Source organism: Epibacterium sp. HA2-3, from assembly GCF_055693725.2.
Window position 1 is genome coordinate 2,891,728 of record NZ_CM172490.1, and the last position, 21,963, is coordinate 2,913,690.

At 55.5% G+C, this 21,963-nt stretch carries 26 protein-coding genes; 14 read left to right on the plus strand and 12 right to left on the minus strand.

Annotated elements, in window-relative coordinates; all coding sequences use genetic code 11:
- The first annotated feature begins 4 nt into the window (after positions 1-4).
- Positions 5-325 (plus strand): thioredoxin, encoded by a 321-nt coding sequence (trxA, locus tag ACZ1HH_RS13520; RefSeq protein WP_005616100.1) that lies wholly within the window; start codon positions 5-7, stop codon positions 323-325.
- A gap of 140 nt (positions 326-465) precedes the next feature.
- On the opposite strand, the gene ACZ1HH_RS13525 is transcribed toward trxA, so the two are convergent.
- A complete protein-coding gene (locus ACZ1HH_RS13525; protein WP_011540161.1) occupies positions 466-660 on the minus strand; it encodes a DUF1127 domain-containing protein in 195 nt (64 codons plus the stop codon).
- Positions 661-895: 235 nt separating this feature from the next.
- On the opposite strand from ACZ1HH_RS13525, the gene hslV reads away from it, so the two are divergent.
- The 4 genes from hslV (at position 896) to ACZ1HH_RS13545 (ending at position 5,032) form a co-directional block, all read left to right on the plus strand.
- Entirely contained in the window at positions 896-1,453 is a 558-nt protein-coding gene (gene hslV, locus ACZ1HH_RS13530) for an ATP-dependent protease subunit HslV (protein WP_011540162.1), read from the plus strand.
- Entirely contained in the window at positions 1,450-2,505 is a 1,056-nt protein-coding gene (locus ACZ1HH_RS13535; RefSeq protein ID WP_472636889.1) for a hypothetical protein, read from the plus strand. The genes hslV and ACZ1HH_RS13535 overlap by 4 nt, the downstream gene beginning before the upstream one ends.
- 15 nt (positions 2,506-2,520) lie before the next feature.
- Complete coding sequence (hslU, locus tag ACZ1HH_RS13540; protein WP_472636890.1) at positions 2,521-3,831, plus strand: ATP-dependent protease ATPase subunit HslU; 1,311 nt, start codon at positions 2,521-2,523, stop codon at positions 3,829-3,831.
- Positions 3,832-3,910: 79 nt separating this feature from the next.
- On the plus strand, positions 3,911-5,032 hold the full coding sequence (locus ACZ1HH_RS13545) for an alpha/beta hydrolase (RefSeq protein WP_472636891.1): 1,122 nt from the start codon (positions 3,911-3,913) through the stop codon (positions 5,030-5,032).
- A 7-nt stretch (positions 5,033-5,039) separates the two neighbouring features.
- On the opposite strand, the gene ACZ1HH_RS13550 is transcribed toward ACZ1HH_RS13545, so the two are convergent.
- From ACZ1HH_RS13550 to ACZ1HH_RS13560, 3 genes are read right to left on the minus strand one after another with little or no spacing between them, the layout of a single operon-like run.
- Positions 5,040-5,642 carry a Smr/MutS family protein gene (locus tag ACZ1HH_RS13550; RefSeq protein ID WP_472636892.1) on the minus strand — a complete coding sequence of 201 codons (603 nt, stop codon included), beginning with the start codon at positions 5,640-5,642 and terminating at the stop codon, positions 5,040-5,042.
- Positions 5,642-6,700 (minus strand): murein transglycosylase A, encoded by a 1,059-nt coding sequence (gene mltA, locus ACZ1HH_RS13555; RefSeq protein WP_416367564.1) that lies wholly within the window; start codon positions 6,698-6,700, stop codon positions 5,642-5,644. Before mltA ends, ACZ1HH_RS13550 begins: the two co-directional genes overlap by 1 nt.
- A complete protein-coding gene (locus ACZ1HH_RS13560; protein WP_416367565.1) occupies positions 6,697-7,353 on the minus strand; it encodes a Tim44/TimA family putative adaptor protein in 657 nt (218 codons plus the stop codon). The genes mltA and ACZ1HH_RS13560 overlap by 4 nt, the downstream gene beginning before the upstream one ends.
- Positions 7,354-7,467: 114 nt before the next feature.
- On the opposite strand from ACZ1HH_RS13560, the gene ACZ1HH_RS13565 reads away from it, so the two are divergent.
- Both ACZ1HH_RS13565 and secB read left to right on the plus strand, forming a co-directional pair.
- The gene (locus ACZ1HH_RS13565; RefSeq protein ID WP_011540169.1) at positions 7,468-7,965 is read left to right on the plus strand and encodes an FxsA family protein; all 498 of its coding nucleotides are present in this window, start codon (positions 7,468-7,470) and stop codon (positions 7,963-7,965) included.
- A 64-nt stretch (positions 7,966-8,029) separates the two neighbouring features.
- Positions 8,030-8,524: a protein-export chaperone SecB gene (gene secB / locus ACZ1HH_RS13570; protein WP_011540170.1), complete on the plus strand. Its 495-nt coding sequence runs from the start codon at positions 8,030-8,032 to the stop codon at positions 8,522-8,524.
- Positions 8,525-8,583: 59 nt separating this feature from the next.
- On the opposite strand, the gene dnaQ is transcribed toward secB, so the two are convergent.
- Genes dnaQ through ACZ1HH_RS13590 form a run of 4 tightly spaced genes read right to left on the minus strand, consistent with a single transcriptional unit; the run spans position 8,584 to position 11,327 of the window.
- A complete protein-coding gene (gene dnaQ, locus ACZ1HH_RS13575; protein WP_472636893.1) occupies positions 8,584-9,315 on the minus strand; it encodes a DNA polymerase III subunit epsilon in 732 nt (243 codons plus the stop codon).
- On the minus strand, positions 9,308-9,901 hold the full coding sequence (coaE, locus tag ACZ1HH_RS13580; RefSeq protein WP_472636894.1) for a dephospho-CoA kinase: 594 nt from the start codon (positions 9,899-9,901) through the stop codon (positions 9,308-9,310). Before coaE ends, dnaQ begins: the two co-directional genes overlap by 8 nt.
- Entirely contained in the window at positions 9,901-10,731 is an 831-nt protein-coding gene (locus tag ACZ1HH_RS13585) for a shikimate dehydrogenase (RefSeq protein WP_472636895.1), read from the minus strand. Before ACZ1HH_RS13585 ends, coaE begins: the two co-directional genes overlap by 1 nt.
- Complete coding sequence (locus ACZ1HH_RS13590; RefSeq protein WP_472636896.1) at positions 10,728-11,327, minus strand: Maf family protein; 600 nt, start codon at positions 11,325-11,327, stop codon at positions 10,728-10,730. The genes ACZ1HH_RS13585 and ACZ1HH_RS13590 overlap by 4 nt, the downstream gene beginning before the upstream one ends.
- A 418-nt stretch (positions 11,328-11,745) precedes the next feature.
- On the opposite strand from ACZ1HH_RS13590, the gene ACZ1HH_RS13595 reads away from it, so the two are divergent.
- From ACZ1HH_RS13595 to ACZ1HH_RS13625, 7 genes are all read left to right on the plus strand, one after another.
- A complete protein-coding gene (locus ACZ1HH_RS13595) occupies positions 11,746-12,201 on the plus strand; it encodes a CopD family protein (RefSeq protein WP_472636897.1) in 456 nt (151 codons plus the stop codon).
- A 130-nt stretch (positions 12,202-12,331) separates the two neighbouring features.
- Complete coding sequence (gene rho / locus ACZ1HH_RS13600) at positions 12,332-13,603, plus strand: transcription termination factor Rho (RefSeq protein ID WP_011540176.1); 1,272 nt, start codon at positions 12,332-12,334, stop codon at positions 13,601-13,603.
- Positions 13,604-13,633: 30 nt separating this feature from the next.
- Positions 13,634-14,920: a tRNA uridine-5-carboxymethylaminomethyl(34) synthesis GTPase MnmE gene (gene mnmE, locus ACZ1HH_RS13605; RefSeq protein WP_472636898.1), complete on the plus strand. Its 1,287-nt coding sequence runs from the start codon at positions 13,634-13,636 to the stop codon at positions 14,918-14,920.
- A gap of 12 nt (positions 14,921-14,932) precedes the next feature.
- Positions 14,933-16,807: a tRNA uridine-5-carboxymethylaminomethyl(34) synthesis enzyme MnmG gene (mnmG, locus tag ACZ1HH_RS13610; protein WP_472636899.1), complete on the plus strand. Its 1,875-nt coding sequence runs from the start codon at positions 14,933-14,935 to the stop codon at positions 16,805-16,807.
- A complete protein-coding gene (gene rsmG, locus ACZ1HH_RS13615; RefSeq protein ID WP_487320309.1) occupies positions 16,804-17,421 on the plus strand; it encodes a 16S rRNA (guanine(527)-N(7))-methyltransferase RsmG in 618 nt (205 codons plus the stop codon). Before mnmG ends, rsmG begins: the two co-directional genes overlap by 4 nt.
- Positions 17,414-18,226, plus strand: a complete 813-nt coding sequence (locus tag ACZ1HH_RS13620) for a ParA family protein (RefSeq protein WP_487320310.1) — start codon at positions 17,414-17,416, stop codon at positions 18,224-18,226. Before rsmG ends, ACZ1HH_RS13620 begins: the two co-directional genes overlap by 8 nt.
- 18 nt (positions 18,227-18,244) lie before the next feature.
- Positions 18,245-19,144, plus strand: a complete 900-nt coding sequence (locus tag ACZ1HH_RS13625) for a ParB/RepB/Spo0J family partition protein (RefSeq protein ID WP_011540181.1) — start codon at positions 18,245-18,247, stop codon at positions 19,142-19,144.
- On the opposite strand, the gene ACZ1HH_RS13630 is transcribed toward ACZ1HH_RS13625, so the two are convergent.
- From ACZ1HH_RS13630 to rph, 4 genes are read right to left on the minus strand one after another with little or no spacing between them, the layout of a single operon-like run.
- Entirely contained in the window at positions 19,134-19,487 is a 354-nt protein-coding gene (locus ACZ1HH_RS13630) for a YbaN family protein (protein WP_472636901.1), read from the minus strand. The genes ACZ1HH_RS13625 and ACZ1HH_RS13630 overlap by 11 nt on opposite strands.
- 3 nt (positions 19,488-19,490) lie before the next feature.
- Positions 19,491-20,645 (minus strand): radical SAM family heme chaperone HemW, encoded by a 1,155-nt coding sequence (hemW, locus tag ACZ1HH_RS13635; RefSeq protein WP_472636902.1) that lies wholly within the window; start codon positions 20,643-20,645, stop codon positions 19,491-19,493.
- Positions 20,638-21,252: an RdgB/HAM1 family non-canonical purine NTP pyrophosphatase gene (gene rdgB, locus ACZ1HH_RS13640; protein WP_168610354.1), complete on the minus strand. Its 615-nt coding sequence runs from the start codon at positions 21,250-21,252 to the stop codon at positions 20,638-20,640. Before rdgB ends, hemW begins: the two co-directional genes overlap by 8 nt.
- Positions 21,249-21,962 carry a ribonuclease PH gene (rph, locus tag ACZ1HH_RS13645; RefSeq protein WP_011540185.1) on the minus strand — a complete coding sequence of 238 codons (714 nt, stop codon included), beginning with the start codon at positions 21,960-21,962 and terminating at the stop codon, positions 21,249-21,251. The genes rdgB and rph overlap by 4 nt, the downstream gene beginning before the upstream one ends.
- Position 21,963 lies beyond the last annotated feature (1 nt).

Genomic DNA, 21,963 nt, shown 5'->3' on the forward strand with positions numbered 1-21,963 from the left:
ATCCATGTCCACCGTAGCCGTTACCGACGCCACCTTCGACGCCGAAGTCAAGAATTCCGATGTCCCCGTTGTGGTGGACTTCTGGGCCGAATGGTGTGGCCCGTGCAAACAGATCGGCCCCGCTCTGGAAGAGCTGGCAGCCGAGTATGGCGACAAGGTAAAAATCGCCAAGGTTGATGTCGACAGCAACCCGAATGCCGCTGCTGCCATGGGTGTGCGCGGTATTCCAGCTCTGTTCGTCTTCAAGGATGGTCAGGTGGTTTCCAACCGCGCCGGCGCCGCTCCCAAGGCCGCGCTCAAGAGCTGGATCGACGAATCCATCTGATCTGAGACCCAGATAAACATAGAAAAGGCGCGTCCCTCGGGAGGCGCCTTTTTTCATGATAATGTGGAGAGCCACCCCACAAAAGGAAAAGCCGCCCTGCGTCAGGACGGCTCTTACTTCACCAGATATGTCATCGAGCGTTACAGTGCTGCGATGTCGGCACGGGTCAGGCCGATGTCTTCCAGCTGCGCGTCGCTCAGCTGCGACAGAGCTTTGCGGGTAATGCGGGCTTCATTCCAGTCAGCAAAGTTGCTGCGCAGGTTGAAGAAGAAATCGACTGCGCGCAGAACTGCGACAGAGCCGGCCGGTGCAATGATGTTGCTTGCGTTTGCCATGATCGTGTTCCTTGATAGATCCAGCCGACCTCATGTCGGTTGTTGATGCGTATTTAGGTTTGCTTTCTGAGTCTCACAATTGCCCATTTTTCAGCCCCGTATTGCACTCAGCGCATAGCAATTAAGCAGAGTTTAAACTTTTTCTCGCGCCCTCCCCGAGGGATCATCCCCGACCCTGCCCTTGTGCCGCGTGGGGGATACTTCCATATAGGTCAGCAAAGAAACGGAGGCTTTTATGGCAGAGGATCAATTCCCCGGCTGGCATGGCACAACCATCATCGGGGTGCGCAAAGGGGACGAGGTAGTCGTCGCTGGGGACGGTCAAGTCTCGCTCGGTCAGACCGTGATCAAGGGCAGCGCCCGCAAGGTGCGCCGCCTGTCGCCCGGCGGATATGACGTGGTGGCAGGCTTTGCCGGATCCACGGCGGATGCCTTCACCCTCCTTGAGCGGCTCGAAGCCAAACTGGAGGCAACGCCAGGACAGCTTCAGCGCGCGAGCGTCGAGCTAGCCAAGGACTGGCGCACTGACAAATACCTGCAAAAACTGGAGGCAATGCTGATCGTCACCGATGGCAAGGATCTCTATGTCATCACCGGCGCTGGCGATGTGTTGGAACCAGAACATGATGTGGCCGCCATCGGGTCTGGCGGCAACTTTGCCTTGGCAGCGGCGCGCGGCATGATGGACAGCGACCGCGACGCAGAAACAGTGGCCCGTGACGCAATGGCGATCGCCTCTGACATCTGCGTCTACACCAACGGCAACCTCACGGTGGAGCGCATCGGCAAATGATATCGCGCGATGACCTCAGGGCCGCGGTCGGGTCTGGCCTTCTGACCGAAGCACAGGCCGCGTCCTTGTCGGCCCTCGCGGACAGCCGCCGCGGTGCGCGCGAGGATCTGGCACCCGGCGATGAACCCTTTGAGTTGTTCAAGGGGTTCAACGAGATTTTCATCGTCATCGGCCTTGTGATCCTCGCGATGGGCTGGATTGCAGTCAATACCGCCTCGATGTTCACCGAGATCGTAAATTACCGCACGCAGGCCACCTCAGCCGCGCTTTTTGGCGCGGCGATCCTTTGGGGCCTGTCCGAATATTTTGTCCGCCGTCGTCGCATGGTGGCGCCTGCCATTGCTCTCTCGGTCATGTTTGCCGGTAATGCCGCAATGGGCTTTGTCGCTCAGTATGCCCAGCCCTTCATGATCGCCCAGCAAGACTACTCTTCGCTGCCAATGGCACTCGGGCTGTCAACACTTGCGCTGTTTGTATTCTGGGGACGCTTTCGCGTGCCATTTGCCATGGCGCTGATTGCGCTTGGTCTCTTTGCCGTAGCGCTGATCGTTGCGGCAGATCAATCCGGTGTGCCAACAGAACTCGGTGATCTCTTCCTTCTGAGCGCCAATGGTCCTTTTGCCTGGATCACGCTTGTGGTTGGTCTGTTGGTCTTTGCCGTCGCCATGGCCTTCGACCTGAGCGATCCTCATCGCGTGACACGGCGCTCCGCACAGGGGTTCTGGCTACATGTGGTTGCGGCTCCCGCGCTGGTGAACACAATCGCCCTGTCGCTGCTCACATCCGATGAGGGTGTGGTACTTGCACTGGTTCTTGGCTGCTTTGCGCTCATTGCCATCGTCATTGACAGGCGATCGTTCCTGATCACCGCAATCGGCTATATCGTGGCGCTGAGTACAACGGTTTTCGACAGCGAGGGCACCGGGATCAGCATCCTGGCGCTTGGCGTGGTTCTGGTGATCCTTGGCGCCTTCTGGGTCCGGATCCGCGCCGCGCTGCTTTCGCTCCTTTCTGGTGTGCTGCCGCTTCATCGGCTGCCACCTTCTCACTGACCTCAAGGGATAGACATGACAGATCTGACCCCCCGCGAAATCGTTTCTGAACTCGACCGGTTCATCATTGGCCAAAAGGATGCCAAACGCGCTGTCGCTGTAGCGTTGCGCAATCGCTGGCGCTGCAAACAGCTGCCGGATGACCTGCGCGACGAAGTGCATCCAAAGAATATCCTGATGATCGGCCCCACTGGCGTCGGCAAGACCGAAATTTCGCGCCGCTTGGCAAAGCTGGCGCGCGCGCCTTTCATCAAGGTCGAAGCTACCAAATTCACCGAGGTTGGCTATGTCGGACGCGACGTGGAACAAATCGTGCGTGATCTCGTGGATACCGCCATCGTGCAAACGCGCGAACACATGCGAGAGGACGTCAAAGCCAAAGCGCATAAAGCAGCCGAGGACCGTGTGCTCGAAGCGATCGCCGGAACCGATGCCCGCGAGAGCACGCTCGAGATGTTCCGCAAAAAGCTCAAGGCAGGCGAGCTCGATGACACGGTGATCGAGTTGGACATCGCCGATACCTCCAACCCCATGGGCGGTATGTTTGAAATTCCGGGTCAGCCAGGTGCAAACATGGGGATGATGAACCTCGGTGATCTCTTCGGAAAAGCCATGGGCGGGCGTACCACACGCAAAAAGCTCACCGTTGCCGAGAGCTATGACGTGTTGATCGGGGAAGAAGCGGACAAGCTTCTGGATGATGAAACCGTAAACAATGCTGCATTGGAAGCAGTAGAGCAGAACGGTATCGTGTTCCTTGATGAGATCGACAAGGTCTGCGCCCGTTCGGATGCGCGTGGTGGCGACGTCAGCCGTGAGGGCGTGCAGCGGGACTTGCTGCCGCTGATCGAAGGCACCACAGTCAGCACCAAACATGGCCCAGTCAAAACCGACCATATCCTGTTCATAGCGTCCGGTGCGTTCCACATCGCTAAGCCTTCTGATCTCCTACCTGAGCTGCAAGGCCGTTTACCGATCCGCGTAAACCTGCGCGCCCTCAGTGAAGAGGATTTTGTGCGCATCCTGACCGAAACCGACAATGCGCTGACACGCCAGTACGAGGCGCTCTTGGGCACGGAAAAAGTCAAAGTGACCTTCACCAAGGACGGGATCCACGCCCTTGCGCAGATTGCCGCCGAAGTGAACCACACGGTGGAGAACATCGGCGCGCGGCGTCTCTACACGGTAATGGAGCGGGTCTTTGAGGAGATGTCCTTTGCTGCGCCGGATCGATCCGGTGAAGAGATCATCGTAGATGAGCCCTTTGTGACCAAGAATTTGGGCGAATTGACCAAATCCACCGATCTCAGCCGCTACGTGCTCTGAAATCGGAACGCGTATATCTATGCCTTGCCCGACAACACCGCCGGGCAAGGCTCATCCGAGGCGCAAAAAAGGGGCCAACATGAAGAACGCCATGCTGGTGCTCTGCGTCTTTCTGGGGCTTTCGGCCTGTGCAGATCGCGACCTCATGCCAATTGTTCCAGAGGCCGTGGAAATTGGAACTCCCTATACCGTGTTCTCCACCACCACCCGCGCACAAGAAGCGGATGGCACCTATGGTTTTAGGCGCTCCGAGCAGCTGCGGATGATGGAAATGACAGTGACCATCCCGCCAAATCACAGCCCGGGAGAGCTCTCCTATCGCTACAAGAACCCGGACCCACACAAGAATTTTGCAATTGCCGAAGAGCTACCGGTCGCGAGTGTCAGTGACCTTCGGGCCCGGTTTCTGCGCGAGCAGCGGGAAAACAACTGGCCTCTGCGCGAGGTGACAATCTTTGTGCATGGCTATAACAGCACGCACCCGGAAACCGCCTATCGCTCGGCGCAAATGGCGCATGACGTAGAACTTCCCGGATCCCTGGTGATGTATTCATGGCCCAGCCGTGGACGTGCTTTCGGCTATGCCTATGACATCGACAGCATGCTCTTTGCCCGCGACGGGCTTGAGGAGACCGTGCGGCGCGTCAAACAGGCGGGGGCAGAGCGCATCATTCTGGTAGCGCATTCCATGGGAACCGCGCTTGCGATGGAGATGTTGCGCCAGGCCGATCTGCGAAATCCCGGTTGGGCAGCCCGCACGCTCAATGGTGGGGTCATCCTGATCTCACCTGATCTCGATGTGGATGTATTTGAGAGCCAGATGATGGATCTCAAACAGGTTCCGCAGCCATTTGGTGTGATGGTCTCGGAGAAAGATCATATCCTCAATATTTCCGGTCGACTGCGTGGCACAAGCGAGGGGGAGCGTCTTGGAAACATCAAATCAGCAGAGCGGCTGATGAAATGGCCCATCGAGGTAATCGACCTGACAGCATTTAATGCGGATGCAGCCTCTGGGCATTTTGTGGCGGCGACATCACCTAGTTTGCTGGCGGTCATACGATCCGCGAGCAACGTCAGTCGCCTGTTCGGCCCAGTTGATCCGACGCTGTTTCAACAGATCCTGCCGCAGTCTCAAACCATCGTCACCGACCATGGGAAACTCTTGCTCGCGCGGCAGCAACGGCAGGAAGCGCGCTGAGGACACATCAGCGCGTGCGTCTCAAATAGACGTAATATGCGCCTTCGCCTCCATGACTGATATGCGCAGGCGTCACCTGCAGCACCGCCTGTGCGAGAGGTTGCAGGGTGAGCCATTGCGGTACCTGATGTCGCAGAACTCCGCGCGGCACTGGCATCGGACCCGGCTCATCGCGGTCCTTACCCTTACCAGTGATCACCAGCACCAGCCGCTTGTTCGAGGCCTGCGCCGACAGGATAAAGCGGGTCAAAGCACCATGGGCGGAGTCCATACGCATCCCGTGCAGGTCAAGCTTGCCCTCGGGTTTGAGTTTCCCGCGCTTCATCCGACGAAAGGCTTTTTCATCCATCTGCAAAGGATCAGTGGCGAGCTTGCGCGCCGGTGAGGCTTTTAGATCATGACCGGGCAGTTTCGCGCGGGCTTTGCTGCCTACCTCGAACTGGGGCAGGGGTGCTGGCGCGCTGCGTCGCGGTTTGGCTTTTGGCAAAGGGGTAGGGGGGTCGGCATGGTCTCCGCCCTTTTTTTCGCGGTTGGCATGCAGCCGTTCAGTGTGTTTCACAACCTGTTGCCAAAGGTCGATCTCATCTTCTGTCAGTTTGCGCCGGGTCATCACAGATCATCCGGCAACATGGCATAGGCGCGTTGAATGGGCATAAGCACCATCATCCGCCCCGGATCGCGCAGTTGCCCGGCCTGACGCCCGGCCTCGTCACCGGGCCCAAAGAAAATATCGGCACGCTGCGCGCCTTTGATGGCAGAGCCGGTGTCCTGTGCAATCATCAGCCGCCGCATCTTGGTCTGCCCATTCTTCTCGATCCAAACGGGGGCGCCCAGCGGCGTATAAGCCGGATCAACCGCGATCGAACGCATCGGCGTGATCGATCTGTTCATGGCGCCCAATGGTCCCCGGTTGGAGGGCACTTTGCGCACCTCGCGAAAGAACACATATGAGGGGTTGTGCATCAACAGCTCCATCCCCGGTCCCGGATTACGGCGAACCCAGTTCTGGATCACACCTGCGCTCACTTGATGCAGGTTGTAGATCCCACGCCGGACCATTTCCTGCCCGATTGAGCGATAGGGATGCCCGTTTGCGCCGCCATACCCAAGACGTATCACAGATCCATCTTGGAGTTTGATCCGACCAGATCCTTGAATTTGCAGGAAAAACAACTCAACCGGATCATCGACCCAGGCGATTTCCAATCCCCGCCCGTCCATGACGCCAGACGTAAGAATGTCGCGTCTAGACAACCAGGTCGACGACTGGCGGGCCTCTGGGGGCATCCGATAGACCGGATACTGGAACCGCCCACCTCGCTGGCGCGCTCCGTTGAGTTCAGGTTCAAAATAGCCGGTGAACAGACCTTCTTTTCCGTCTTCGATCAGAACGGGTCGAAAAAACAGCTCAAAAAACGCGCGCGCACCGCTGTCATCTGCGTTCTGGGCCATGGCGCAAAGCGATTGCCAGTCTGCCCCGTCCATGTCCATGCAGGTTTCCCGAAAAACGCGAAGGGCCTCGACATGGTTGTCGAGGTCCCAATCAGAGAGCTCTGTGAACTCCAGTATGCGAAGAGACGGCCCCGTCTCGGATTGCGCGCCGGCGCCGGAAAAAAGGGCTGCAGTTAATAACGCCGCGCCAAGTCCACGCCGAAGCGTCTCCGTCATGCGTCCGTTGCCACCAGCAGCCAATTCGGGTCGCCGGTGCCCATCTGGCGCGAGAAGGTCCAAGTGTCCTTCTGCCGCTTCACGGCTTTGGGGTCACCTTCCACGATTTCACCCGCGCGGTTGCGCACGGCCGAGGTCAGCTCACCGACAAAGCGCACGGTGATTTCTGCGGTAGAGGTCGCTGTGTCAAAGGTGGCGTCAATGATGCTCGTCTCACGGACACCGATGAATTCAGCCTCGATGGTCAGCCCCTGATCTTCACGCGCGGACACCGCGTCAACAAAGCTCTGGAAGATATCATCAGAAATAAACGGCTGAATACCGTCTAGCTCACCGGTTTCGAACCCCATCAAGATCATCTCATAAGCGCCGCGGGCACCCTGTACGAACTCGGCCACCTGGAAGGAAGAATCCGAGCGTTTCATATCGCTCAGCGCCTTTGCCTGCGGGCTGCCTTCGTCGACATACGCGATGATGTCATCGTCGGGGCTGCCCTCGATCACCTCAAACTTGCGCTGCGGGGCGCGTGTTTCGCTGCTGGCAAGCGGGGGCTTTTCAAACCCTTCACGTGTGCCCAGAACGCTTTTCAGGCGCAGGATCAGAAAAACCGCGATGCCAGCTAGGACCAAAAGCTCAATCAAGGGCGACTCCATTTGTACCTCATCGTCCAATAGGACCTGTCGGTTTGAAACCAACGTGTTCTGCTCTTATGTAGGTGACAGGCGGGACCAAGTCCACCGTTCAGCCCCAAGGAGAGGACGCCCATCATGCCACTTTTTCTGGCTTTTCTGCTGGTTCCAATCATTGAAATCGCCCTGTTTATACAGGTTGGCGGTCTGATTGGTCTTTGGCCAACGCTCGGGATCGTCGTTTTGACGGCATTTTTGGGGACCTGGCTGGTGAAAACCCAGGGTCGGCTGGCGCTTGGACAGCTGCGTGGGTCGTTTGAACGTCTTTCCGACCCGACGGAGCCGCTCGCGCATGGCGCAATGATCCTGCTTGCCGGTGCGCTTTTGCTCACGCCTGGTTTTTTTACCGACGCTTTCGGCTTTTTGCTTCTGGTTCCCGGTTTTAGGACCCGCGCCTTTGCCTACCTGAGGACCAAAGTGACCGTCGCCTCCTTTCAGATGGGACAAGATCCGCGCCAGCACCCTCAACACCCTCGGAAAAGTCCGCAGGGTGACGTCATTGACGGCGATTACGAGGATGTAACGCCGCGTCCGCGCAATGAGGGGCCATCTGGTTGGGTGGAAGGTCCGAAATAAGACTTTGAGCATGGCTCTCCAAGCTGATAAGCACGCTGCGACACGTTAAATTCAGGAGATTTCCATGGCCGAAAATGGCGCAGCCGAAGGCACTGCTCAGCAGCCGCAAGTCCAGATGAACATCCTCGGACAGTTCATCCGCGATCTGTCCTTTGAAAATGTGATGGCGCAGAAAGGCGTGGGGGGCGAAGTGCAGCCTGACGTGAACGTGCAGGTTGCTCTCGACGCCAAAAAGCGCAGCACCGAGAACCAGTACGAAGTCATCACCAAGCTGAACATCGAGTCAAAGAACAAAGCCGGTGGCGAAGTTCTGTTTGTGCTTGAGCTGGAATATGTCGGCATCTTCAACATCGCAGGCGTGCCCGAGGATCAGCTTCACCCGTTCCTGCTGATCGAATGCCCGCGGATGCTGTTCCCGTTCCTGCGTCGTATTGTTTCCGACATCAGCCGCGACGGTGGTTTCCCGCCGCTGAACCTCGACAACATCGATTTTGTTGCGATTTATCGCAACGAGCTGGCCCGTCGTCAGGCAGAAGCCCCTGCCGAAGTGACCAACTGAGCCCTCGCGTTCTGGTCAATTAAAGCTCTGGCGCTGCGATCAAAGATCGCGGCGCTATTTCATTCCGAGGTAACAGCCCACAAAGCATCCTCGCCAAGTTTGCCCACAAACTCTTCGTGGGCCGCTTTTTCCTCGGCCGTCAGCCGAGAGGGCAGGGGCGTCTCACGCGGCGCGGGGCGCCAATTGGTATCAACTGCGTTTTGTCCACCGCTTGATTGTGCTGAAAGCCCAAAATCCGGCTGCCGCCCTCCGATCAGCTCGAGGTACACATCTGCGAGGATCTCGGAGTCCAAGAGCGCGCCATGTAGCGTCCGGTTGGAATTGTCGATCCCAAAGCGTCGGCATAGCGCATCCAGCGTTGCCGGAGATCCGGGAAATCGCTTGCGCGCCATGGCCAGAGTATCAATAGCCTGATCCATCGGAAGCTGCGGCAGGTTCATCCACCCAAGCTCCGCGTTCAGGAACTTCATATCAAAGCTGGCATTGTGAATGACCATCTTTGAATCACGCACAAAGTCCAGGAACGCCTGGCCAACCTCGGCAAAGAGTGGCTTGTCCTTCAGGATCACCTGACCGGGGGCAGGCGGTTGCGGTGGTTCCAACAGATCGGGACCAATACCATGCACGCCAAAGGCCTCGTGCGGCATCGATCGCTGCGGGTTGATGTAGACGTGGAATGTCTCACCGGTTGGCATATGATTCAGGAGCTCCACAGCCCCAATTTCGACAATTCGGTCGCCAGAAAACGGGTCAAAGCCTGTGGTTTCCGTATCGAGTACGATTTCACGCATGCGCCATTCTCCGTTTGATATCCTCTACGACCGCTGTGACCTGCGCGCGGGCATGTTCCATTGTGTCGGTTTCGATCCTGAAGTCGCTGCGCGCCAGCTTTTCCTCAATCGGCATCTGCTTTGCAAGGATCTGCTCGAACTGCGGCTCCGTCATGGTCCCGCGCGCAAGAACCCTCTGGCGCTGCGTCTCGGGCGAGACAAACACGCAGGCCACCGCATCCATTTCCGCCTGAGAACCGGTTTCAAACAAAAGTGGGATGTCGAAAACGAGAATGTCTGCCTCCGCAGTTGTGCGAAATCTCTGCCGGTCGGCCTGGACCAGCGGATGAACGATATCCTCGAGCACCTTTAAGACTGATTTATTTAATGAAATCAGTTCTTTCAGGATATCGCGATCCACGAATCCCGCTGCCGTCACCTCTGGGAAGGCATTCCCGATAGGCCCGACGGCGGCCCCGCCTTTTGCATAGAGCGCGTGGACGGCTGCATCCGCGTCCCAAACCGCACAGCCTGCCTCCTTAAAGAGGGCAGCTGTCGTGGATTTGCCCATCCCGATCGATCCGGTCAGTCCAAGCGAAAAAACCATCAAAGAATAGCGTCACGCGCGGCGCTGTTGACCTCAGGGCGTTGACCAAACCAGCGTTCAAAGCCCGGTACGGCCTGATGCAACAACATGCCCAGACCATCAACCACAGTACACCCAGCCTCTTCGGCGGCCTGCAGAAGCTCCGTTTTGAGAGGGTTATAGACAAGATCCGTGACCACAATACCAGAGTGCAACCCATCCAGTGGCACCCGCAAACGACGCTGGCCTGTCATTCCAAGAGACGTGGTGTTCACTACGAGACTTGCATCCTCGATCACATTCCCGGCCTGCACCCAGTCCACGACAGTGACCTTCGACCCAAATGTCAGCGCCACTTCTTTAGCGCGGGAGCGGGTTCGATTGGTGAGCCGGATCTCGGGAACGCCGGCCTCAATCAGCGATGCGATCACGGCGCGGCTGGCACCTCCCGCGCCAAAAACGGTCGCAGGCCCCGATTTTGCGTCCCAATCCGGCGCGCCTTCATGGAGGTTGGTAATAAAACCATATCCATCGGTGTTGTCGGCAACGATGGCGCCATCTTCGTGAAAGATCAGAGTGTTCGCCGCGCCCATCAATTTTGCACGATCCGTTACCTTGTCGGCGATTTCCATGATCGACTGCTTGTGCGGGATTGTCACATTCGCGCCTACAAATCCCATTCGTGGCATCATGCGGACAACGGACTCCAGATCCTCTGGTTCCACGTGCATCGGCATGTAATGTCCGTCGACTCCATAAGTCTTGAGCCAGTGACGGTGCAACTGAGGAGACTTTGAATGGGCAATCGGGCAGCCAATCACACCAGCAAGCGGGATCCTGTTCTCTGTCATTGTTCAATAATCCCCTGCAGTCCTAGATAGTTCATGAGCTCCAACATCGGCAAACCCAAGACATTAAAGTAGCTGCCGTCAATGGTTGTAAACAGCCGCACGCCCTCTTCTTCGAGTTTGTACGCTCCAACTGCATGACGGATGCTCTCCCAGTTCCGTTCCACATAGCTCTCCAGATAGGCATCGCTGGCCATGCGCATCACCAGCCGCACCTGTCCAACGTGACGCCAGAGGGGCTTTGCATCGCGATAGATCACCGCAGCCGACAAAAGCATATGACGCTTTCCGCGCATCGCTTTCAACTGCTGCAACGCCTGGTCTTTGTCTTTGGGTTTTGACAGGAGCGTGCCTTCAAAATCGAGCACCTGATCGCAGCCCAGAACCATCTCCTCAGGGAACTTTCCCGACACCTTGCGGGCTTTGGCTTCGGCAAGTGTGTCCGCTATATCTCTTGGAGACGCCCCGTCCGCTTCGAGCGCCGTCTTAATGGCGTCTTCATCCACGCGTGCGACTTCTACTCGAAAGTCGACCCCCGCCTGACGGAGCAGTTTTGCGCGGATCTCGGATCCAGAAGCGAGCAGGATGTGGGTACTCATGTGGAAAACCCTATGGGAAAACGTCTGATCATTCTGGGACGTTTTGTATGATTTTGCACCCTCAACGCAAGGGCGGGAGAAGTTCCAAATTCTGGGGTGATTCCTCCGCGATTCCTCCATGGGGGATTGGGATAACTTTGGGGGAGTGGATAACTTCTCTTCTCCCAGCTTGTCCTCCGGTTATCCCCAGATTCACCTTCGTAAAGGATTTCTTAACGGCCATGTTTTTAAGGCTATTAAGAAGTTATTCACCAAGAAGGCGGAAATGAGGCAGCCACTTTGTCCACGTTGTGCAGAACCGTACTGATGACTCGATAATCCACTGGTTTGGGGGTGCACTACAAAAACATCATCCTTATAAAACTTATTAATTATATTAGGGTGGCCCAACGACCCTCCGTACTTGAGGAAACCAGTCATGGATCTCAACGATCTGATGTTCACCCTCTATCCATACGTGAAATCGCTTCACATCATGGCAGTGATCAGTTGGATGGCAGGGCTTTTCTATCTTCCCCGTCTGTTCGTGTATCACGTGGAAGAAGCTGAGAAGGTGAAGGATGTGGCACCGATCTTTCTCACTATGGAACACAAGCTCCTCAGAGTAATCATGGGACCTGCAAGCGTAGTCACGTGGATCGCAGGGCTCTTTATGGTATTTACACCGGGCTTGGTGGACTGGTCTTACGTCTGGCCCTGGACCAAGGGAGCATCGGTGATTGCGATGACGTGGTTTCATCATTGGCTGATGTTTCGGCACAAGGACTTCAAAGAGGGCAAAAACACCCTCACAGGCCGCCAGTATCGCCTGATGAACGAGGTCCCAACGCTCTTGATGGTCGTGATCGTGGTCTCGGTGATCTTCAAGTTCTGATGCGGGGTTTGACTCGCTTCCACAGACCCACTATCTAGCGAGAAAGCGGCCCCGTCCGGGGATTCCCGCTATTTCCGTATTTTATACTGTGATCCCCTCTCAACGCAGAGGGAACAAGGGCCGTGTGCATATGACCGAGCAATCTCTGAACCTTTCTGATCTCAAGGCGCAAAGCCCGAAGGCCCTGTTGGCTATGGCTGAGGAGCTGGAGATCGAAAACGCCTCCACTATGCGGAAAGGCGAGATGATGTTCCAAATCCTGCGTGAACGCGCGGATGAAGGCTGGAACATCGGAGGGGACGGGGTTCTCGAGGTCCTGCAGGACGGATTTGGCTTCTTGCGCTCGCCCGAAGCAAACTATCTGCCGGGTCCAGACGATATCTATGTCTCTCCTGACATGATCCGCCAGTTTTCGCTACGCACTGGGGATACCGTAGAGGGGCAGATCAAGGCACCACTGGAAAATGAGCGCTACTTTGCGCTGACCACGGTGACAAAGATCAACTTTGAAGAGCCCGAAAAGGCCCGTCACAAGATTGCATTCGACAATCTGACACCGCTCTATCCGGACGAGCGCCTGCAGATGGAAATCGAGGATCCGACGGTTAAGGATCGCTCAGCGCGCGTGATTGACCTTGTCTCGCCGATCGGCAAGGGCCAGCGTTCGCTTATTGTAGCGCCGCCGCGAACCGGTAAGACAGTGCTACTGCAAAACATCGCCCATTCGATCGAGCAGAACCACCCAGAGTGTTATCTGATCGTGCTTCTGATCGACGAGCGCCCTGAAGAAGTCACCGACATGCAGCGCTCCGTCAAAGGCGAGGTCGTGTCCTCCACGTTTGACGAACCCGCAGCGCGTCACGTGGCGGTTTCCGAGATGGTCATTGAAAAAGCCAAGCGTCTGGTCGAACATAAACGTGACGTTGTGATCTTGCTCGACTCGATCACGCGTCTCGGCCGTGCTTTCAACACGGTTGTTCCATCGTCAGGCAAGGTTCTGACTGGTGGTGTGGATGCAAACGCTCTGCAACGTCCCAAGCGCTTCTTTGGGGCTGCGCGGAATATCGAAGAAGGTGGCTCTTTGACGATCATCGCAACCGCGCTTATCGACACGGGCAGCCGTATGGACGAGGTTATCTTTGAAGAATTCAAGGGTACGGGTAACTCTGAGATCGTCCTGGATCGCAAGATTGCAGACAAGAGGGTCTTCCCTGCGATCGACATTCTCAAGTCGGGAACGCGGAAGGAAGACCTCCTGGTCGACAAAGGCGATCTGGCAAAAACCTTTGTGTTGCGTCGCATCCTGAACCCGATGGGGACCACGGACGCAATCGAGTTCCTGCTATCTAAGTTGAAGCAAACAAAGACAAACTCAGAGTTTTTCGACTCGATGAATACCTAAACGGGGTAGGGCGGAGAAAGAGGCCATCCCATGGAGACGATCTTTGCGTTGGCCACCGCCCAAGGAAAGGCCGGTGTCGCCGTTATACGTGTATCCGGTCCGCATGCGATCGAGATCGGCGAAAAACTAACGCGCAGGACCCTACCTGCGCGAGGTATGATATTTTCAAAATTGAAAGATAGCGCAGGTGAGGTCCTTGATGAGGCTCTGGTCTTGTCGTTTACGTCACCTGACAGCTTCACCGGCGAAAATATCGTAGAGTTTCAATTACATGGCAGCATAGCTGTCGTATCTGCAGTGATGTCTGCGATCGAGGAAACCGATGTTGCGCGTCTTGCGGACCCCGGAGAGTTTACCCGCCGGGCTTTGGATAACGGAAAGCTCGATCTAACTCAGGTTGAGGGCCTTGCCGATCTTATTGATGCGGAGACGGAAGCTCAAAGGAAACAGGCGCAGGTCATCCTTGCAGGCACGCTAGGGGATCTGGCAGACCGATGGCGCACAGATCTGATCCGTGCGGCATCCCTGATTGAGGTTACAATTGATTTCGCGGACGAAGAGGTGCCTGTGGATGTCACCCCAGAGGTAAAGCAGCTTCTTTCTGGCGTATTGCGGGACATTGAAAAAGAGGTCGATGGCGTTGCTATTGCCGAGCGCATTCGCGAGGGTTTTGAAGTGGCTATTGTCGGCTCGCCCAATGTCGGAAAATCGACACTCCTCAATGCGCTTGCTGGGCGCACCGCAGCGATCACATCTGAGTATGCGGGAACAACGCGCGATGTGATCGAGGTGCGCATGGACCTCGCTGGCCTACCAGTTACCTTATTGGATACGGCCGGACTGAGAGAGACTGACGATCATGTTGAGGGGATTGGTATCCGTCTCGCGCAGGAGCGCGCAGAAAGGGCTGACATCCGCGTATTCCTGGCCGAAGAGGATGAGAGCTTCTCAATTCAGATGCGAGAAGGGGATCTCCGACTGCTTCCGAAGGCGGATGAGCGACGGTCTGCGAAGGGCGCGATTTCTGGCAGAACAGGGCAGGGCGTAGATGACTTGGTATCGCGTATATCGGATACCCTTAGAAATCGGACTGCCCATGATGGTATTGCGACAAGAGCACGGCATCGGGAGACGATGAACCGTGCTGTGCTGAGTTTGCGCCAAGCGATTGAAGTCGTTGAACAGGGGCCTGAGTTTTATGACCTGGCAGCTGAGGACATGAGATCGGCGATCCGAGCGCTAGAGTTGCTAGTGGGTCGGATAAATGTAGAGAATCTTCTGGATGAGATTTTCTCGAGTTTCTGTTTGGGAAAGTAAGGAGTGTTTCACGTGAAACATTCACATTATGACGTGGTTGTAGTTGGTGGTGGACATGCTGGAACCGAAGCGGCTCACGCGTCCGCGAGGATGGGCGTGCGCACCGCACTGGTGACTTTGCGACGTGATGGTATCGGCGTCATGTCTTGCAACCCGGCGATCGGCGGTCTTGGAAAAGGTCACCTGGTTCGAGAAATTGACGCCCTCGACGGCGTCATGGGGCGCGTAGCTGACCTCGCTGGTATTCAATTCAGGCTTCTCAACCGACGCAAGGGGCCAGCGGTCCAAGGGCCGCGTGCCCAGGCCGATCGCTCGATCTATCGCAAAGAAATGTTGCGTGCGACAGAGACACAATCAAATCTGGACATTATCGAAGGTGAGGTCGTTGATTTCCTGATGGAATCTCCGACTAGGGTCCGCGGCATCGTACTCCACGATCAAAGTGAAATTCGTGCAGAATGCGTAGTTCTTACTTCAGGTACCTTCTTGAATGGAGTTATCCATATTGGGAATAAGTCATCGTCAGGTGGTCGCATGGGAGACAGACCCTCGATCAAACTTGCCGAGCGCTTGAAATCCTTTGAACTGCCTTTAGGTCGGCTCAAGACCGGCACACCTCCGCGGCTGGACGGGAGGACGATCAACTGGGATATACTTGATAGTCAACCAGGTGATGAAGATCCTACTCTTTTCTCATTTCTGAGCACAAATACATCGGCACCCCAAATCGCCTGCGGTATTACCCATACGAACGAGAAGACTCACGAAATTATCAGAGATAATCTCGAGCTGTCAGCTATGTATGGTGGGCATATTGAAGGCGTCGGGCCTCGCTACTGCCCGTCTATCGAAGACAAAATCGTTCGTTTTGCGGATAAGACTTCGCATCAGATCTTTCTGGAACCCGAAGGCGTGAACGATCATACGGTTTACCCAAACGGCATATCAACGAGTTTACCTGAAGATGTACAAGTGGACTACGTCCGATCAATAGTCGGCCTGGAAAATGCTGAAGTACTGCAACCTGGCTATGCGATTGAATACGATTACGTTGATCCGCGCGCGCTTAGATCAACGCTAGAACTTCGCGATGTCGAAGGGCTATATTTGGCGGGTCAGATCAATGGCACCACTGGGTATGAAGAAGCCGCAGCTCAGGGTTTGGTGGCTGGACTCAACGCCGCGTCCAATAGATTGAAACAACAGGAAATAGTGTTTGGACGTTCGAACAGCTACATCGGAGTGATGATTGACGATCTCATCACAAATGGGGTGACGGAACCCTATCGTATGTTTACGTCTCGTGCGGAGTTTAGATTGTCCCTGAGAGCTGATAATGCCGACCAAAGACTAACGCCTATCGGGTGTGACATTGGTTGCATTTCTGAGGTAAGGAGAGGCGAATTTGATCGCAAAATGGATGCGATAGCGCGAGCTAAGAATGCGCTTACCTCTGTACTTCTTACGCCAAAACAGCTTCTCGAGGCCGGTATCAAGGTAAATCAGGATGGGAACAAGCGAAACGGGCTAGATGTTCTGGCTTTTCCAAAGGTTGAATTTGAGGACATCCTGCCTCTTTTTCCTGATTTAGAAGATACTGAGGCTAGCATCCGTGAACAGGTGATGCGGGATTCTTTGTATGCGAATTATATCGCGCGTCAAGAGAAGGAAGTCGAGTCATTGAAGCGGGATGAACAATACAGAATTCCCCGTGATTTCAGCTATGAGATCGATGGGCTGTCCATGGAGTTACGGCAAAAGCTTGAACGTTCGAGACCTGAGAGCTTAGCGCAAGCCGCTCGAATTGATGGTATGACCCCAGCCGCACTGGCGCTGATGCTTGGAAGTTTGAAGAAGCTTTCCAGGGGCGAAAGCAAAGCATCATGAGCGATGTTCGAGGAAACTTGGAACTTGATGTTTCACGTGAAACATTAGAACGACTGATGGTCTTCTCAGAGGTCCTTAAAAAGTGGAACCCGAAGATCAACCTGGTTTCTAGAAAGAGCATCGACGATCTTTGGACCCGACACATTCTGGATAGCATTCAAGTCTTTGAGGCCGCTCCAGAGGGCGGGGCTTGGCTAGATATCGGGAGCGGTGGTGGACTTCCTGGTATTATTGTCGCGATTTTGGCAGCGGAAAAGTCTCCGGATACTCAGATCACACTAATGGAGAGTGATCTGAGAAAATGTGCTTTCCTGCGTAATGCAGCACGAGAGTGCGGTGTGTCAGTAACGGTTAAGTCGAAACGTATCGAGAGTGCCCCAGAAGAAAATTGTGACGTCTTATCTGCACGCGCGTTGGCTGATCTTGATGATCTCTTGGGGTTTGCTGAACGTCATCTCGCCGAAAATGGTACAGCGATGTTCCCGAAGGGCGCGAACTGGAAAAAAGAGGTGGATAACGCGCGCAAGAGATGGCGGTTTGAGTGCGATGAGATTACAAGTGTAACTGAGCCTGGTGCTGTCATCCTCAAGATAAAGGGAGTAGAGCGTGTCTGACTTTTCCCGTTTTGGAGCCCCCCGGATCATTGCGATCGCTAACCAAAAGGGGGGCGTGGGAAAAACGACTACTGCGATTAACCTCGCCGCCGCTTTGGTAGAGGAGGGGATGCGTGTTTTGTTGGTTGATCTCGATCCCCAAGGGAACGCGTCGACAGGACTGGGCGTCGAAGTTGATGACAGAGAGCACACGACTTATGATTTGCTGGTTGAGGAAGCAGAACTCTCACAGGTGATCCGCGAGACAGATCTTGAGGATCTTTGCATTGTCCCAGCAAACGTAGATCTAAGTTCTGCTGACATCGAGTTATTTTCTAACGAAAAACGGAGCTTTCTTCTCCACGACGCCCTGCGTCAACCAGCTATGACGGAATATGATTGGGACTATATCCTGATTGATTGCCCGCCGTCGCTCAATCTCCTAACTGTGAACGCAATGGTTGCCGCACATTCAGTGCTGATTCCGTTACAGAGTGAGTTCTTTGCTCTCGAAGGTTTGTCCCAACTCATGCTCACGATCCGTGAGGTTCGACAAGCTGCAAATCCTCAGTTGCGCATCGAAGGTGTCGTTTTGACGATGTATGATCGTCGAAATAACCTGTCCCAGCAGGTTGAACAGGATGCTCGGGATAATCTCGGGGATCTCGTGTTTCGGACAAAGATCCCAAGAAATGTGCGGGTAAGCGAGTCACCATCCTACGCGATGCCGGTACTGAATTACGATCCAAGCTCTCTTGGAGCAAAAGCTTATCGTCAATTAGCTGGTGAGATTATTGCCAACCACCAAGACATCGCGGCACAATAAGAAAAAGAGGGGCGAACAATGGCAGATAAAAAGACTAAACCGCGTGGCTTGGGTCGTGGCTTGTCGGCCTTGATGGCAGACGTAAATGCCGATCCGGTGAGCACTGAAGGAGGACGACAGCCTCGAAATGCTGAAATCCTCGTTCCTATCGAAAAAGTGCAGGCGAATCCGGATCAGCCGCGCCGCCAATTCCTCCAAGAGGACCTGGATGATCTTACCGCATCCATCAAGGAGAAGGGTGTTCTCCAGCCGCTCATTGTTCGCCCGCGTGATGGTGGCATCTATGAAATCGTAGCTGGTGAGCGCCGCTGGAGAGCGGCGCAAGCTGCTCAACTCCATGAGGTGCCTGTGCTCATCCGAGATTACTCGGATGTTGAGATGCTCGAAGTCGCCATTATCGAGAACATTCAGCGGTCTGACCTAAATGCACTCGAAGAGGCCCAGAGCTACAAGCAACTGATGGACAAGTTCGGCCATACGCAGGAAAAGATGGCGGAGGCGCTCGGGAAGAGCCGCAGCCACATTGCGAACTTGGTTCGCCTTCTGCATTTGCCTGAGGATGTTCAGTCACTTGTTCTGGATCGCAAGTTGTCTGCCGGCCACGCCAGAGCGTTGATTACTTCTGACAATGCCTCGGAGCTCGCAAAGAAAATCGTCAAGGGCGGTCTGTCTGTGCGGGCCACGGAGTCGCTTGTAAAGAAAGATGCAGCAGGGACCACATCTTCGTCTAATTCACGCAAAGCAAAACCGCAGGCAGACAAGGACGCGGACACGCGAGCGTTGGAGAATGACTTGTCTGCGATGATCCGTATGAAGGTATCGATTGACCACAAACCCGGTGGCGAATCTGGGGTCGTGACGATCTCCTACGAGACTTTGGATCAGTTGGATGATCTGTGTAATTTACTCAGCCGTTAGGGCGTGACCAAATGAAGATCATGACCCCTCCAAGCGTAAGGCCCTGAATAAGTAGGACATGTGTCGGAACATTCAGGATGATCGAAATAGAAAAAACAGCGGCGACCGAAAGGGTGGCCGCTTTTTTTGCGGATGGACCGATGGCGCCACGTTCGTTCCAATCTAGGATCATCGGGCCAAATGTTGCATGTGAGAGCAACCAGTCATGCAGACGTTCTGACGATCTTGCAAAAAAGAAAGCTGCCAGCAACAAAAATGGTACGGTTGGCAACAGCGGCAGCACGACTCCAACCCCTGCCAAAAGAACGCTCGTCAGACCAAGGCAGAGGTAAATAAGTCTCATATATCAATCCGTTAGAAGTTCTCGCAGGACCGCGTTCAGCACCGCGCGCCCTTGAGACGTAGCCTGTAGACGTGACCCGTCCAGATCTAGCATGCCTAGGTTACAAAGCTCTTGAATTTTGGATAGCGAGAGCGGCTTTTGAGCGAGGGCAGAATGCCGATCCAGATCTACACCCTCGAACAGACGCAGCCCCATCATCATGTGTTCATTCACCTGATCTTCTGAGTCCAGAGGATCAAAGGGCAATAGCCCATTGCCTTGTTCCACTGTAGAGAGCCATGCGCCAGGTGCGCGGGGTGCCTCTGTGGCGAAACGGGTTCCGTTCAACGTGACGCGACCGTGAGCGCCCGGACCGATCCCAACGTAGTCGCCATATCGCCAGTAGATCAGATTGTGGCGGCTTTCTGCGCCCGGACGGGCGTGGTTGGAAATCTCATAGCCAGGCAATCCATGCAATTCACAGATCTCTTGGGTCGCGAGATACATATCTGCGGCATTATCATCGGTGGGCAGATCCCGCAGCTTTCCGCGGGCATAGCGATCCCCAAAGGCGGTGCCGTCTTCGATCGTGAGCTGATAGAGCGAGAGATGATCAATTGCCATGCTCAAGGCCTCTGAAAGCTCGGCCGTCCATGCGTTCAATGTCTGGCCCTGACGCGCATAAATGAGATCAAAGCTCACACGATCAAAACAGTTTCGCGCAACGTCAAAGGCTTTGCGGGCCTCTTTAACTGAGTGGATGCGTCCGAGACGCCGTAAATCATCATCGTTTAGCGCCTGGATCCCCATTGAGATCCGGTTGACGCCCGCATCTCGGTAACCCGCAAAACGACCGGCTTCTACCGATCCTGGATTGGCCTCCAAGGATATTTCAATGTCATTTGCAAAGGTCCAGTTCTCGCGTGCAGCTTCGATGACAGCGGCGACGGTATCTGGATGCATAAGGGATGGCGTCCCGCCACCAAAGAAGATCGAGTTCAGGAGGCGATCGGGGAGCAATTCTCCCATGCGGCGCAGCTCGGCCTGATAGGCGGTCACCCAGGCTGATTGGTCGATCTGGGAAACCACATGGCTGTTGAAATCGCAGTAGGGGCATTTGGCCTGACAGAACGGCCAATGCACATAGAGACCAAAGCCCCCATTCCGCCAATCATCCACCAAAGCAACCCTGCACAAATTTTGCGAGGGCCCGACCGCGGTGGCTTATGCGGTTTTTCTCGTCTTTGTCGAGTTGTGCGCAGGTCACATCGTAGCCTTCGGGCATGAACATCGGATCATAGCCAAAGCCACCTTCGCCTCGGATCGGCCAGACGAGGCTTCCGGCCATGACGCCCTCGAAGACTTCGTCATGACCATCAGGCCATGCGAGGACCAAGGTGCAACGGAACTGCGCCGTGCGCGGGGCATCGGGACCTTTTGCGGTAATTTCATCATTGGCGCGGGTCATCGCCTTAATGAAATCGCGTCCGTTTTCGGTCTCGGCCCAGTCCGCGGTGTATACCCCGGGCGCTCCGTCCAAAGCGTCGATGGTGATCCCACTGTCATCCGATAGCGCCGGGAGGCCCGTCGCCTTGGCTGCAGCATGTGCCTTGATGCGGGCGTTCCCGACAAAAGTGTCCTCGGTTTCCTCGGGTTCGGGCAAGTTCATCTCGCCGGCACCCACAACCTTGACACCGAAGGGGGCAAGGATCTCGGTGATCTCGCCTAGTTTGCCTTCGTTGTGGGTGGCGACGAGCAGAGTGTCGCCGTTAAATTTCCGGGTCATGCGCAGGCGGCCTTTTGCATTTCCGCCAGCTCGGATGTTCCTTTAGCCGCGAGATCCATTAGTTCGTTCATCTGATCGCGAGAGAAAACAGACCCCTCGGCGCTCATCTGGACCTCGATAAGTTTGCCGGATCCAGTCATGATAAAGTTGCCGTCAACGCCCGCTTCGGAATCTTCGGGGTAATCAAGATCAAGCACGGGTTGGCCAGCGTAGATCCCGCAGGAGATTGCGGAGACGGGATCGACAAGAGGATCCATGGTAACATCGCCGGCCTTCATCAGCTTGTTGACAGCCAGACGCAGCGCAACCCAACCACCGGTGATCGAGGCACAGCGCGTACCGCCATCGGCCTGGAGCACGTCGCAGTCGACGGTGATCTGACGTTCACCCAAGGCCACGCGGTCGACGCCTGCGCGCAGGGCGCGTCCAATGAGACGCTGGATCTCGACGGTGCGGCCACCTTGCTTGCCCGACGCCGCTTCACGCCGCATCCGGGTATTGGTGGCGCGGGGCAGCATGCCGTATTCTGCTGTAACCCAACCAAGGCCAGAGCCTTTGATGAACGGCGGAACACGGTCTTCGATGGTTGCGGTACACAAAACGTGCGTGTCACCCATCTTGATCAGGCAGGAACCTTCTGCATGTTTGGTAAAGCCGGTTTCAATGGAAACGCTGCGCATTTCATTCAGGGCACGTCCAGAGGGTCGCATG